Source organism: Microbacterium trichothecenolyticum, from assembly GCF_041938625.1.
Lineage (GTDB): Bacteria > Actinomycetota > Actinomycetes > Actinomycetales > Microbacteriaceae > Microbacterium > Microbacterium trichothecenolyticum_D.
Map to the genome: position 1 here is coordinate 1,513,742 of NZ_CP169427.1, position 12,373 is coordinate 1,526,114.

13 protein-coding genes are annotated in these 12,373 nt (G+C 70.9%); 8 read left to right on the plus strand and 5 right to left on the minus strand.

Features of this window, described 5'->3' with window-relative positions; translation table 11 throughout:
• From secA to ACEYYH_RS06780, 3 genes are all read left to right on the plus strand, one after another.
• A complete protein-coding gene (gene secA / locus ACEYYH_RS06770) occupies positions 1 to 2,838 on the plus strand; it encodes a preprotein translocase subunit SecA (protein WP_374977479.1) in 2,838 nt (945 codons plus the stop codon).
• 81 nt (positions 2,839 to 2,919) lie between these two features.
• The gene (locus ACEYYH_RS06775) at positions 2,920 to 4,146 is read left to right on the plus strand and encodes a pyridoxal phosphate-dependent aminotransferase (protein WP_374977480.1); all 1,227 of its coding nucleotides are present in this window, start codon (positions 2,920 to 2,922) and stop codon (positions 4,144 to 4,146) included.
• A 74-nt stretch (positions 4,147 to 4,220) separates the two neighbouring features.
• Positions 4,221 to 4,577: a hypothetical protein gene (locus ACEYYH_RS06780; protein WP_374977481.1), complete on the plus strand. Its 357-nt coding sequence runs from the start codon at positions 4,221 to 4,223 to the stop codon at positions 4,575 to 4,577.
• 108 nt (positions 4,578 to 4,685) lie between these two features.
• Here the strand turns inward: ACEYYH_RS06780 and ACEYYH_RS06785 are convergent, their stop codons facing one another.
• Positions 4,686 to 5,126, minus strand: coding sequence for an Rv3235 family protein (locus tag ACEYYH_RS06785; RefSeq protein WP_116194005.1), 441 nt, complete (start codon positions 5,124 to 5,126; stop codon positions 4,686 to 4,688).
• Positions 5,127 to 5,255: 129 nt separating this feature from the next.
• Here ACEYYH_RS06785 and ACEYYH_RS06790 point away from each other — a divergent pair, with 129 nt between their 5' ends.
• On the plus strand, positions 5,256 to 5,864 hold the full coding sequence (locus ACEYYH_RS06790; RefSeq protein WP_374977482.1) for a hypothetical protein: 609 nt from the start codon (positions 5,256 to 5,258) through the stop codon (positions 5,862 to 5,864).
• A 45-nt stretch (positions 5,865 to 5,909) separates the two neighbouring features.
• On the opposite strand, the gene ACEYYH_RS06795 is transcribed toward ACEYYH_RS06790, so the two are convergent.
• Positions 5,910 to 6,191 carry a helix-turn-helix domain-containing protein gene (locus ACEYYH_RS06795; RefSeq protein ID WP_116194003.1) on the minus strand — a complete coding sequence of 94 codons (282 nt, stop codon included), beginning with the start codon at positions 6,189 to 6,191 and terminating at the stop codon, positions 5,910 to 5,912.
• 98 nt (positions 6,192 to 6,289) lie between these two features.
• Here ACEYYH_RS06795 and ACEYYH_RS06800 point away from each other — a divergent pair, with 98 nt between their 5' ends.
• From ACEYYH_RS06800 to ACEYYH_RS06810, 3 genes are read left to right on the plus strand one after another with little or no spacing between them, the layout of a single operon-like run.
• On the plus strand, positions 6,290 to 6,922 hold the full coding sequence (locus tag ACEYYH_RS06800) for an SAF domain-containing protein (protein WP_374977483.1): 633 nt from the start codon (positions 6,290 to 6,292) through the stop codon (positions 6,920 to 6,922).
• Positions 6,919 to 8,232, plus strand: a complete 1,314-nt coding sequence (locus ACEYYH_RS06805; protein WP_374977484.1) for a CpaE family protein — start codon at positions 6,919 to 6,921, stop codon at positions 8,230 to 8,232. The genes ACEYYH_RS06800 and ACEYYH_RS06805 overlap by 4 nt, the downstream gene beginning before the upstream one ends.
• 23 nt (positions 8,233 to 8,255) lie before the next feature.
• The gene (locus tag ACEYYH_RS06810; protein ID WP_374977485.1) at positions 8,256 to 9,740 is read left to right on the plus strand and encodes a sensor histidine kinase; all 1,485 of its coding nucleotides are present in this window, start codon (positions 8,256 to 8,258) and stop codon (positions 9,738 to 9,740) included.
• Positions 9,741 to 9,892: 152 nt separating this feature from the next.
• On the opposite strand, the gene ACEYYH_RS06815 is transcribed toward ACEYYH_RS06810, so the two are convergent.
• A complete protein-coding gene (locus ACEYYH_RS06815) occupies positions 9,893 to 10,141 on the minus strand; it encodes a WhiB family transcriptional regulator (protein ID WP_018171995.1) in 249 nt (82 codons plus the stop codon).
• Positions 10,142 to 10,387: 246 nt separating this feature from the next.
• Here ACEYYH_RS06815 and ACEYYH_RS06820 point away from each other — a divergent pair, with 246 nt between their 5' ends.
• Complete coding sequence (locus ACEYYH_RS06820) at positions 10,388 to 10,810, plus strand: histidine kinase (protein WP_374977486.1); 423 nt, start codon at positions 10,388 to 10,390, stop codon at positions 10,808 to 10,810.
• Here the strand turns inward: ACEYYH_RS06820 and bcp are convergent.
• Both bcp and rsgA read right to left on the minus strand, forming a co-directional pair.
• Positions 10,807 to 11,277 carry a thioredoxin-dependent thiol peroxidase gene (bcp, locus tag ACEYYH_RS06825; RefSeq protein ID WP_374977487.1) on the minus strand — a complete coding sequence of 157 codons (471 nt, stop codon included), beginning with the start codon at positions 11,275 to 11,277 and terminating at the stop codon, positions 10,807 to 10,809. The two genes, ACEYYH_RS06820 and bcp, sit on opposite strands and share 4 nt — an antisense overlap.
• Positions 11,278 to 11,286: 9 nt before the next feature.
• Positions 11,287 to 12,366 carry a ribosome small subunit-dependent GTPase A gene (gene rsgA / locus ACEYYH_RS06830; protein WP_374977488.1) on the minus strand — a complete coding sequence of 360 codons (1,080 nt, stop codon included), beginning with the start codon at positions 12,364 to 12,366 and terminating at the stop codon, positions 11,287 to 11,289.
• Positions 12,367 to 12,373 lie beyond the last annotated feature (7 nt).

The following is a 12,373-nucleotide window of genomic DNA, read 5'->3' on the forward strand; positions in this document are numbered from 1 at the left end:
GTGGCCAACCCCCTCGAGAAACTGCTTCGCGCCGGTGAGGGTCGCATCCTCCGGCGGCTCCAGCAGGTCGTGAAGGCCGTCGGCGCGCTGGAGGAGGACTACGAGCACCTCACGGACGAAGAGCTCCGGGGCGAGACCGCGGAGCTGCGTGCGCGCTACCAGGCCGGCGAGACCCTCGACCAGCTGATGCCCGAGGCGTTCGCCGCCGTGCGGGAGGCCGCCAAGCGCACGCTGGGACAGCGTGCGTACGACGTGCAGATCATGGGCGGGGCCGCGCTGCACCTCGGCAACATCGCCGAGATGAAGACCGGTGAGGGCAAGACGCTCACGGGTGCCTTCCCCGTCTACCTCAACGCGATCGCGGGCCAGGGCGTGCACGTCGTCACCGTCAACGACTTCCTCGCGTCTTATCAGTCCGAGCTCATGGGCCGCATCTACCGTGCACTCGGCATGACCACCGGCACGATCGTCGCGGGTCAGACCCCCGAGGTCCGCCGCGAGCAGTACAACTGCGACATCACCTACGGCACGAACAACGAGTTCGGCTTCGACTACCTGCGCGACAACATGGCGTGGCGCAAGGAGGACCTCGTGCAGCGCGGTCACTTCTACGCCATCGTCGACGAGGTCGACTCGATCCTCATCGACGAGGCGCGCACGCCGCTCATCATCTCGGGACCGTCGTCGGGCGAGGCGAACCGCTGGTTCGTCGAGTTCGCGAAGATCGCGAAGACGCTCGAGGCCGGCGTCGACTACGAGGTCGACGAGAAGAAGCGCACCATCGGCGTGCTCGAGCCCGGCATCGAGAAGGTCGAGGACTACCTCGGCATCGACAACCTCTACGAGTCCGCGAACACCCCGCTCATCTCGTTCCTCAACAACTCGATCAAGGCGCTCGCACTGTTCAAGCGCGACACCGACTACGTCGTCATGAACGACGAGGTCATGATCGTCGACGAGCACACCGGCCGCATCCTGGTCGGGCGCCGCTACAACGAGGGCATCCACCAGGCCATCGAGGCCAAGGAGGCCGTGCCGGTCAAGGCCGAGAACCAGACGCTCGCGACCGTCACGCTGCAGAACTACTTCCGCCTGTACGACAAGCTCGCGGGCATGACCGGCACCGCCGAGACCGAGGCGGCCGAGTTCATGTCGACGTACCAGCTCGGCGTCGTGCCGATCCCGACGAACAAGCCGATGATCCGCAAGGACCAGCCCGACCTCGTCTACAAGAACGAGACCGCGAAGTTCGCGCAGGTCGTCGAAGACATCGCCCAGCGCCACGAGGCCGGTCAGCCCGTGCTCGTCGGCACGGTGAGCGTCGAGAAGAGCGAGTACCTCTCGCGGCTGCTCGCGAAGAAGGGCATCAAGCACGAGGTCCTCAACGCGAAGAACCACGCACGCGAGGCCGAGATCGTCGCCCGCGCCGGGCGCCTCGGGGCCGTCACGGTCGCCACCAACATGGCCGGCCGCGGCACCGACATCATGCTCGGCGGCAACGCCGAGTTCCTCGCCGTGCAGGAGCTCAAGACCAAGGGTCTCGACCCGGTCGAGACGCCCGACGAGTACGAGGCCGAGTGGGACTCCGTGTACGAGCAGACGCGCGACCGCGTCGCCCAGGAGGGCACGAAGGTCGTCGAGGCCGGAGGACTGTACGTCCTCGGCACCGAGCGTCACGAGTCGCGCCGCATCGACAACCAGCTCCGCGGTCGCTCCGGCCGTCAGGGCGACCCCGGCGAGAGCCGCTTCTACCTGTCGCTGACCGACGACCTCATGCGCCTGTTCCAGTCGGGCGCGGCCGAGGCGATCATCGCCCGCACCAACTTCCCCGACGACGTCGCCATCGAGTCGGGCATGGTCACGCGGGCGATCAAGTCGGCGCAGAGCCAGGTCGAGGCGCGCAACGCCGAGATCCGCAAGAACGTCCTCAAGTACGACGACGTCCTCAACCGCCAGCGCGAAGCGATCTACTCCGACCGTCGCCACATCCTGCAGGGCGACGACATCGCCGACCGCGTGCAGCACTTCATCGAAGACGCCATCAACGCCGTCATCGACGACCACACCGGCGCCGGTCACAGCGAGAACTGGGACTTCGACGCGCTGTGGACGGAGCTGAAGACGCTCTACCCGGTGGGCGTGACGATCGACGAGGTCGTGGCCGAGGCCGCAGGCCGCAAGGGCGGCATCACCTCGGAGGGCCTCAAGCGCGAGATCCTCTCGGACGCGCGCATCGCCTACGACACGCGCCAGAACACGCTGGGCGAGGCCGCGACGCGCGAGCTCGAGCGCCGCGTGGTGCTGCAGGTGCTCGACCGCCGCTGGCGCGACCACCTCTACGAGATGGACTACCTCAAGGACGGCATCGGCCTGCGCGCCATGGCCCAGCGCGACCCGCTCATCGAGTACCAGCGCGAGGGCTACCAGATGTTCCAGGCGATGATGGGGCAGATCAAGGAGGAGTCGGTCGGCTACCTCTACAACCTCGAGGTCGAGGTGCGCCGTCAGGGCGAGGCCGGCGCCGAGCAGGTCACCCAGGTCGAGGCCAAGGGCCTCGGCGCGCAGCCCGTCGACAACCAGCGTCTGCAGTACTCGGCGTCCAACGACGCCGGCGAGGTCGAGGTCCGCAACGACCGCGGCCAGGTGCAGCAGGCCGCCACCTCGCGTCTGCGTCAGGCGGCCGCGGCAGCGGGTGCGGCACCCGGTCAGCAGCAGGCGCCCGCCGCCGAACCGCAGCGCGGTGCCTTCGGCCAGCGGACGGATGCCGAGGCACCTGCCGCGGCGCAGGCGCCGCTGAACCGCGCCCAGCGTCGCGCGGCAGAGCAGCGCAAGAAGTAGGACGAAGACCGGGTGGCCCGCGCGCGAGCGCGGGCCACCCGACGTTCATTGGCCCTCCTCGCCCGCCGATATCCTGAAGCGATGAGTCCACTCCGCCCCCTCGACCAGTCGAGCAAGCTCCAGAACGTTCTCTACGAGATCCGCGGGCAGGCACTGGCAGAGGCAGACCGGCTGGAGGACGAGGGGCACACGATCCTCAAGCTCAACACGGGCAACCCGGCGGTGTTCGGATTCGAGGCGCCCTTCCAGATCGTGCGCGACATGATCGAGGCCGTGCCGCACGCGCACGGCTACAGCGACAGCAAGGGCATCATGTCGGCGCGGCGCGCGGTCGTGTCGCGGTACGAGCAGGTCCCGGGCTTTCCGCAGTTCGACCCCGACGACGTCTACCTCGGCAACGGGGTGTCCGAGCTCATCACGATGACGATGCAGGCGCTCCTCGACGAGGGCGACGAGGTGCTCATCCCGGCACCGGATTACCCGCTGTGGACGGCGATGACGAGCCTCGCCGGCGGCACGCCTGTGCACTACCGCTGCGATCCCGACGACGGCTGGCAGCCCGCGCTGGAAGACATCCGCGAGAAGGTCACGCCCCGCACCAAGGCGATCGTCGTGATCAACCCGAACAACCCCACGGGGGCCGTCTACACCCGCGAAGTGCTCCAGGGGATCATCGAGATCGCGCGTGAGAACTCGCTGCTGCTGCTCTCGGATGAGATCTACGACCGCATCCTGTACGACGAGGCGCGGCACATCCCGCTCGCGACGCTCGCGCCCGATCTGCTCTGCCTCACGTACAACGGGCTGTCGAAGACCTACCGCGTCGCCGGCTACCGCTCCGGATGGATGGTCATCACCGGTCCGAAGAAGCACGCCGCGGGCTTCCTCGAGGGCATCCAGCTGCTCGCCTCGACACGCCTGTGCCCCAACGTCCCGGCGCAGCACGCCGTGCAGGCCGCGCTCTCGGGCGTGCAGTCGATCGATGCGCTCATCGCCCCCGAGGGGCGCTTGCACGAGCAGCGCGACGCCGCGTGGGAGGGTCTCGAGAGCATCCCCGGCGTGGCGTGCCTGAAGCCCCAAGGCGCGCTCTACGCGTTCCCGCGGCTCGACCCGAACGTGTACGAGATCCGCGACGACGCCAAGCTCGTCTACGACTTCCTCGTCGCCGAGCACGTGCTGCTGGTGCAGGGGACCGGCTTCAACTGGCCGACCCCCGACCACCTCCGCATCGTCACGCTCCCCGAGGCGCGCGTGCTGTCGGAGGCCGTCGAGCGGCTCGGCAACTTCCTCTCGTCGTACAAGCAGTGAGAGAGCGGATGCGGCGGCCCGCGGCATCCGTCAACCCCCTCGTGTGACGGCGGACGGCGTCGTAGCGTCGCGTCATGTCCATCGAACTGAACCAGCCGGCACTGCGCCACATGCGGGCACTCATCCGGGACGGCAAGGTCGTGCGCGATGAACGCGACGATTGGTCGGAGGCCGCGCCGACCGCCGACGAGGAGAATGCGTACATCAAGCGAGAAGGATGGACCGAGTACTCCCACTGGCACATCGGGATCGACCATCGCGAGAACGAGGAGACGAAGGGGGCGTACTCGTTCCCCGTGGGCGACTTCAAGAAAGTCCACCGGTCGGGGGTGATCTCGGCGGAGAGCCGCGCGGGTCAGCACGACCACGACGAGATCCGCGACGCCCTCCGGTCGCTGCTCGAGCTCATCGACAAGGACGACAAGAGCTGACGACGGGACCGGCCGCATCGTCGGGGCCGGTCCCGTCGCCGGGTCGTGCGCGCCTTTGCGTCGCGCGCGTCGCCGTCAGGCGTGCGCGCGCCGCGGCGGCGGGGTCGGTCAGAGCAGCGCGAGCGAGGTCGCGCGCCAGCGGCCGTCCATGCCCTCGATCCGCACGGCCAGCGCACGCGTGCGCGCCGGCCCGCGGACGATGACGACCGCTTCGATGATGCCGTCGGCGGGGGAGGACTCGTGCACCGACATGATCGCGTGCACGGGGCGCTTCGCCGCCACCCCGCGCGCGCTGCGCGCGCGGGTCGCGAGGTTCGCCCGGGTGAGGAGCTTGCGGTAGGCGTCCTCGGTGAGCCAGCGGGCGAGCTGGTCGACCTCGCGGACGCCCGCGAAGACCTCCAGCACACCCACGGTGAGGTTGCGCAGGAACGTCTCGGAATCGGGGAGCGCGGTGGACGGTGTCCGCTGCGGCGCGAAGAACTCTGCGACCTGCGCGCTGCTGCGGGACGCATACGGTACGCGGGCGGTGCCCGCGGGCGTCGTTGCCATGAGTGCCAATCTCGACAGGGGGATGTCTTCCCGGACAGTAGACCACACAGCGAACTCTCAGGAAAATCCGACCTGGTCGGCTGTGGATAACTCGCGGACGGATCGGCCGTGGTGCCCTACTCTCGCTGAGTGCGCTGGGACCGCTTCTTCGACGACCTCGAGGATCAGCTCGCCTCCGAATGGGAGGCCGAGCGCGCCGCGCTCGACACCGAGGCCGAGCGCCTCCGGCTCTCGCGGGTGCAGCTCTCGGAACGGCTCACCCTGCTCGCCGCGCGGGAGGGGGTCGCCCCGACGGTCGCGTCGTTCGACCTCGCCGACGGCGCGACGCTGCGCGCCTCGGTGACCGGCGTCGGCGCCGACTGGGTTGCCCTCGCCGTCGCCGACGGACCCGGCGGCGCGGTCGTCGTGCCGTTCGCATCGATCGGCACGATCGGGATGCCGCATGCCGACCTCCTGCGCACCGCGCGCCCGGCGCCGCCGCGCTCGCCCCTGGCCGACCGCCTCACCTTCGGGTTCGTGCTGCGCGACCTCGTGCGCCGGCGGGCCGGCGTCGCCGTGCACCTCGTCTCGGGGCGGGTCCTCACGGGGACCATCGATCGCGCGGGCGCGGACCACCTCGATCTCGCGGTGCACGACCGGGGAGCGCCGCGGCGCGCCGACGCCGTGTCGGGCTACCGACTGGTGCCCCTCGCCGCCATCGCGTGGGTCCGCGCCGACGAGGCACCTGCGATCCCGTGACCCGCCGCCGGTTCGACCGGCCGGTCCGCGTAAGCGCTTCCCGGCTCAGTCCGGGTGGCGGACGATGCGGCCGCCCCATAGCTCGGGGAAGCTGGCGTTCTGGGACTGGCGCCACAGCGCCATGCGCCGCGCCTCCTCGGCCTGATCGTCGAGGTACTCGCCGACGCTCGCGGCATCGATCCGCCAGCGCGCGGGCGCGCCGACGCGAAGGCCGCGAAGCCGCCCTTCGTTGACCAGAGCCATGACCTCGTCGACCGACACGCCGAGCACCTCGCCCACCTGGGCGGGTGCGAGCAGCCGCACGTCGGACGTCGGGTCATCTGACATGCCCCCATTATGGACCTGCCTCCCCGGTGCGGGCCTTGCCCCCTCACCCCTGTGGATAACGCCCGACGCCCTCGCGCCGAGTCGGCGACGATGGACTCATGACCGCCGCCCACGACCCCGTCCGCACCCCGCGCCGAGCCTTCTGGGGTGACGCGCGGTTCTTCCTCGGTGTGCTCCTCGTGGCGGCATCCGTCGTCGGCGTCTGGCTCGTCGTGGCGGCCGCACGCCAGACCGTTCCCGTCTACGCCGCCGCGCACACGATCGTGCCCGGCGAGGCGATCGGCACCGGGGACCTGAAGGTCGTCGACGTCGCACTCGGCGCCCTCGCCGGCACCTATCTCACGGCCGACGACCTCGACGACCCCGTGGTCGCGACCCGCACGATCGAGGCGGGCGAACTGGTGCCCGCGGCATCCGTGGGCGATCCCGCGTCCGCGCGCACCACGAGCGTCGTCGTCCGCAGCGCCGTCGACGTGCCGGCGTCGGTCGAGGCGGGCAGCGTCGTCGAAGTCTGGTCGGCCCCGCTCCTGGAGCAGGGGGCGTACGACGAGCCGCGCATCCTCGTCGCCGACGCCACGGTCGTGTCGGTCACGCGGGACGACTCCATGATCGGCGGCGGTGCAGCCGCGCTCGAACTCGTCATCCCCCGGGCCGACGTCCCCGCCACCCTCGCCGCGATGGCCGACGAGTCCGCCCTGTCGATCGTCCCCACGACGGGATCCGGCTCATGAGGGTCGTCGTCGCCGTCGACGACGCGCGGCTGCTCACCGAGGGACTGCGGCGCGAGGGGATCGAGGTGATCGCCGAGGTCGCGGCATCCGCTCCCGCCCTTGCGGCGGCGGATCAGATGCTGGGCGCCGATGCGCAGGCGATGCTCCGGGCGCTCGCCGACGCCGACGCGCTGGTGGTCGCGGTGTCGCGTGCCACGATGTCGCCGACCGTCGTCGCGCTCTGCGACCGCGCCGGCACACGAGTCGTGCCGCTCGTCGAAGATGCGGCGGGGGAGCGGATCGCCGCGTCGTGCGGACTCGAAGCTCCGTTGAGCCTGCACGCCGAACCCTGGCGCATCGCCGAGGCGCTCTCGGCCGCGCCCCGCGCGCCGGCCCCGGCAGCGCCGGAGCGCCCGCAGCCGCGCGTGATCGCCGTGTGGGGTCCTGCCGGAGCACCGGGCCGCTCCACCGTGGCGACGGAGCTCGCCGTCGAGCTCGCCCGCGGCGGACGCCACGTCGCCCTCGTCGACGCCGACGCGCACGCGCCGTCCCTCGCGCTCACACTCGGCCTCGCCGACGAGGGACCGGGATTCGCCGCCGCCTGCCGGCAGGCCGAACTCGGCGGCCTCGACGTGCGCGAGCTCACCCGCATCGCCGTGCCGCTCGGGCGGACCGGCGTCGACGTCCTGACGGGTATCAACCGGCCTTCCCGCTGGCCGGAGCTGAGCGACCGGCGCGTGGTCGCCGCCCTCGCCGCCTGCCGCGAGTGGGCCGACTACACGGTGGTCGACGTCGCCTCGTCGCTCGAGCGCGACGAAGAGATCATGAGCGACCTCGACGGCCCGCGCCGCAACGCGGCGACACTCGCCGCGCTGCGCGCCGCGGATCTCGTGGTGGCCGTGGTCGCGGCGGATCCCGTCGGCGTCGCACGGTTCCTGCGCGGACACGCCGACCTGCGCGCCACGATCGGCGCGACCCCGGTGGCCGTCGTCGCCAACCGCCTCCGCCCGGGAACCCTCGGCATCGACGCCCGCGGGCAGGTGCGCCGCACGCTCGACCGCTTCGGCGGCATCGAGGACGTCTGGTTCCTGCCGCAGGACCCCAGATCAGCGGATGCTGCGATCCTCGCGTCGCAGCCGATCGCCGAGGTCGCTCCGCGATCGCCGTTGACGCTCGCGCTGCGGCGCTTCGTGGGCGAGGCGATCGTGCCCGCACCCGACCCGCAGCGGGCCGGGAAGGCGCGGCGCCGCGGCATCCATCGCGCCGGTTCCGGGCGATCCGCGCACGCCGGCGCCGCCGACATGGCACCCGTCGGCGAACGGGTCGTGTGAGCCGCGCGCTCTAGGCTAGGTCCGTGTCGACCCTCAGCGATCTCGTTTACGCCCAGGGCCGCTCCAGCGAAGAGGACGTGGAGTGGCTGCATCGTCTCGCGGGGGACGGCCAGCTCCTCGCCGATCTGGCTTTCGCCGACATCGTGCTCTGGGTGCCGACATCCGATGACTCCTTCGTCGCCGTCGCCCATACGCGTCCGGGCGGCGCGGCGACGCTCTTCTACCGCGACATCGTCGGCGACCGCGTGCGGCCGCAGTGGCGCACGCAGGTGCGCGAGGCGTTCCAGACGGGCCGCATCGTCGACTCCGCCTCGCCCGACTGGTTCGAAGAGACGCCCACGCGTGTGCGTGCGGTGCCGGTGGCCCGCAAGAGCGGGAAAGAGGTCACCGTGATCGGCGTGATCACCCGCCACACCAACCTGGGTGAGGCGCGCACGCCGTCGCGGCAGCAGATCACCTTCAACGACTGCGCCGACGACCTGTTCGGCATGATCGCTTCGGGCGACTTCCCCGACCTGACGGCGCCGACGTCGCCGCGACGCGGCGCGCCGCGCGCGTCCGACGGCCTGGTCCGCCTCGACGTCGACGGCATCACGACGTTCGCGAGCCCCAATGCGCTGTCGGCGTTCAACCGGCTGGGCTTCGACGACGAGCTCGAGGGCGAGTCCCTCGTCGAGGTCGTGACCGGCATCCTTCCGACGAAGCGCCAGTTCGACGAGTCGCTGCCTGTGGTCGTCACCGGCCGCGCGCCGTGGCGCGCCGACCTCGAGGCCCGCGGCGTGACGGTGTCATTGCGCACGATCCCGCTCCGCGACCACGGCACCCGCATCGGCGCGATCGTGCTCTGCCGCGACGTGACCGAGATCCGCCACCAGGAGCAGGAGCTCATCACCAAGGACGCGACGATCCGCGAGATCCACCACCGCGTCAAGAACAACCTGCAGACCGTCGCATCGCTGCTGCGCATCCAGGCCCGCCGCTCGCACACCGAGGAGGCGCGCGACGCGCTCACGCAGGCCATGCGCCGCGTGTCGGCGATCGCCGTCGTGCATGACACGCTCTCGGAGGGACTTGCGCAGAACGTCGACTTCGACGAGGTGTTCGCCCGCGTGCTCAAGCTCGTGGCAGAGGTCGCCGCAGCGCCCAACACGCGCGCGAAGACGCACTCCACGGGTCGCTTCGGCACCCTGCCCAGCGAGTATGCGACGCCCCTCGCCCTGGCCCTCACCGAGCTCGTCACGAACGCGGTCGAGCACGGGCTCGCCGGGCAGGAGGGCGACGTCGAGATCATCGCCGAACGCACCGACGACCGCCTCGAGGTGCGCGTGCGCGACACCGGCTCCGGCCTGCCGGAGGGTCAGGTCGGCCGCGGTCTCGGCACGCAGATCGTGCGCACCCTCATCCAGGGCGAGCTCGGCGGCACCATCGACTGGCACACCATCATGGGCAGCGGCACGGAGGTCACGATCGACATCCCGCTGCGCTACATCGAGCGCTCGAAGAGCTGACAGCAGTGAGCGGATGCCGCGGGTCGCGGCATCCGCTCACGTGAAGCGCTGTGGCACCAGGCGTCAGGAGGCGCGGCGCGCGCGAGCGGCGCGGCTGTGCTGGTTGCTGTGCTGGTTGCCGCCGGACTCCGTCCGGCGCAGGGGCGGTACCGCTACGAAGCTCGTCTCGCCCTGGCAGCACGGCGCTTGAGTGCGCGGCGCTCGTCCTCGGAGAGGCCGCCCCACACGCCCGAGTCCTGGCCGGTCTCGAGGGCGTACTGCAGGCAGATCTCGGTGACGGTGCAGCGTGCGCACACCGACTTGGCCTTCTCGATCTGATCGACGGCCGGTCCGGTGTTTCCCACGGGGAAGAACAGTTCGGGGTCGACGGTCAGGCAGGCGGCCTTGTCGCGCCAGTCCATGGTGGTGCTCCTTGTGACAGAGGGGTGGGGAATAGGGGCCCGGTTCGGGTCCGGTACCCTGTGGGATGTGCGAGAGGATCTCGCCCCACGTCGCTGTGGGAGCACACGGCTTCACCAATCGTCCCATAGCGGTTTACCTGAATCAAGGGTTCATCGGCGGGTTTGTGTAGGACTTGCTGAGTGTTCCCCGGGGGGTATGGAGGGTTCGCACAACCTGCTGTCGGTGGAAGAAGGAGTCGACGGAGAATGCGGACAAACCTGTCCGGAAGGATCGCCGCGGTGCTGGTGGGGCTCGAGGGACTCGGGCTGGCAGCGCTGACGGTGCGGGAGATCGTCGCGATCGTCTCGGGCGACACCGGCTCGATCGAGAGCGCGATCGCACTGGCGGTGCTGACCCTCGTGGGCGCTGCGGCGGTCATCGCGTTCGCGTTCGCGATCTGGCGCGATCAGTCGTGGGGGCGATCGGGTGGCATCGTCACGCAGCTGCTGATCCTCGCCGTCGCCTTCGGCGCCGCCACCGGAGCGTTCGCGGACACGACCGTCGCCCTCGTGCTCGCGACCCCGGCTCTGATCGTGCTGGTGCTGCTCGTGATCGCCGTGCGCGACGCCGGACGCGCCGCGCGCCGCCGGCGCGACGAAGAGGCCGGCGGGCAGGCCCCGGGGGCTTAGACGCCGAGCAGTGTGCGCACGCGCGCGACGTGGCCCGTTGCCCGCACGTTGTACAGTGCGTGCGTGATGCGGCCCTTCTCGTCGATGACGATCGTCGAGCGGATGACGCCCATGAAGGTCTTGCCGTAGTTCGTCTTCTCGCCCCACGCGGCGTAGGTCGAGAGCACCTTGTGGTCGGGGTCGCTCAGCAGGTCGTAGGCGAGGCCATCGCGCTCCCGGAATCGTCTCAGCTTCTCGGGCTCGTCGGGGGAGATGCCGAGCACCGTGTAGCCGGCCGCCTGGAGCGGGGCGAGGCTGTCGCGGAAGTCGCACGCCTCCTTGGTGCACCCCGGCGTCATCGCCGCGGGGTAGAAGAAGAGGATCACGCGTCCGCCCCGGAGGTCCTTCAGCGTCACGGCCTGCTCGTCCTGGTCGGGGAGCGTGAAGTCGGGTGCGAGGGAACCGGGTTCGAGGCGCGTCGTGGTCACCGTCCCACTCTAGGCGCCGGGCTCCTGGGCCTTCTTGGCGAACGTCTCGAGCAGGCGCTGCAGCGAGTCGAGACGGGCGGCGCCGCCCGGGCCGAGCCGGCCCTCCTCGACGGCCTCGACGATGGCGCAGTCCGGCGCGTCGGGGAGGTGCGTGCAGCCGCGCGGGCACTCCTCGGCGATCTCGTCGAGGTCGGTGAAGGCGCGCAGGATGTTCGCGGGGTCGACGTGGCCCAGGCCGAACGAGCGCACGCCGGGGGTGTCGATGACCCAGCCGTTGCCCCGCACGGCTCCGTCGAGCGCCTCGCCGCGGTAGCGCAGCGACACCGTCGAGCTCGAGGTGTGGCGCCCGCGTCCGGTCACCACGTTGACGTGGCCTGTCGCACGCTTCGCGTCGGGCACCAGCGCGTTGACGAGGGTCGACTTGCCGACGCCCGAGTGCCCGACGAACACGGTCGAGTGGCCGACGAGCGCCGCGCCGATCCGCTCGAGCGGCATCTCCTCGCGGCCGCTCGTGAACACCTCGAGGTCGAGGCCGTCGAAGTGAGCGAGGAACGCGGCGGGATCGGCCAGGTCGGTCTTCGTGACGACGAGGAGGGGACGGATGCCGGCATCCAGCGCGGCCACGAGGTAGCGGTCGACCAGGCGCGGGCGGGGCTCGGGATCGGCGGCCGCGACGACGATGAGCATCTGGTCGGCGTTGGCGACGATGACGCGCTCGACCTGGTCGGTGTCGTCTGCGCTGCGCCGGAGCAGCGACGTGCGGTCCTCGATGCCGACGATGCGCGCGAGCGTGCCCTCGTCGCCGGACGCGTCGCCGACGACGCGGGCACGATCGCCCGTGACGATCGGCGTCTTGCGCAGCTCCCGCGCGCGGGCAGCGAGCACCGTGCGCTCGGTCGGGAGATCCTCGTCGACGAGCACGGTGTACCGGCCGCGGTCGACGCCGAGCACACGTGCGATCTCCGCGTCGCTGTGCGCCGGGCGGCGCTTGGTTCGGGGACGGTTCGCCTTCGGGTTCGGCCGGACCCGGACGTCGGCCTCGTCGAACTCCGGTTCGTCGTCGTCGTCGAGGTCGTCGAGCCAGCTCACGGTGTCG

Excerpts from the sequence above, each read along its gene's own strand:
- ACEYYH_RS06805 (WP_374977484.1), top strand. The coding sequence starts at position 6,919 with ATGAGGGTCGTCGTCGCCGTCGACGACGCGCGGCTGCTCACCGAGGGA.
- ACEYYH_RS06775 (WP_374977480.1), top strand. The coding sequence starts at position 2,920 with ATGAGTCCACTCCGCCCCCTCGACCAGTCGAGCAAGCTCCAGAACGTT.
- ACEYYH_RS06820 (WP_374977486.1), top strand. The coding sequence starts at position 10,388 with ATGCGGACAAACCTGTCCGGAAGGATCGCCGCGGTGCTGGTGGGGCTC.
- ACEYYH_RS06780 (WP_374977481.1), top strand. The coding sequence starts at position 4,221 with ATGTCCATCGAACTGAACCAGCCGGCACTGCGCCACATGCGGGCACTC.
- ACEYYH_RS06785 (WP_116194005.1), bottom strand. The coding sequence starts at position 5,126 with ATGGCAACGACGCCCGCGGGCACCGCCCGCGTACCGTATGCGTCCCGC.
- ACEYYH_RS06815 (WP_018171995.1), bottom strand. The coding sequence starts at position 10,141 with ATGGACTGGCGCGACAAGGCCGCCTGCCTGACCGTCGACCCCGAACTG.
- ACEYYH_RS06795 (WP_116194003.1), bottom strand. The coding sequence starts at position 6,191 with ATGTCAGATGACCCGACGTCCGACGTGCGGCTGCTCGCACCCGCCCAG.
- ACEYYH_RS06800 (WP_374977483.1), top strand. The coding sequence starts at position 6,290 with ATGACCGCCGCCCACGACCCCGTCCGCACCCCGCGCCGAGCCTTCTGG.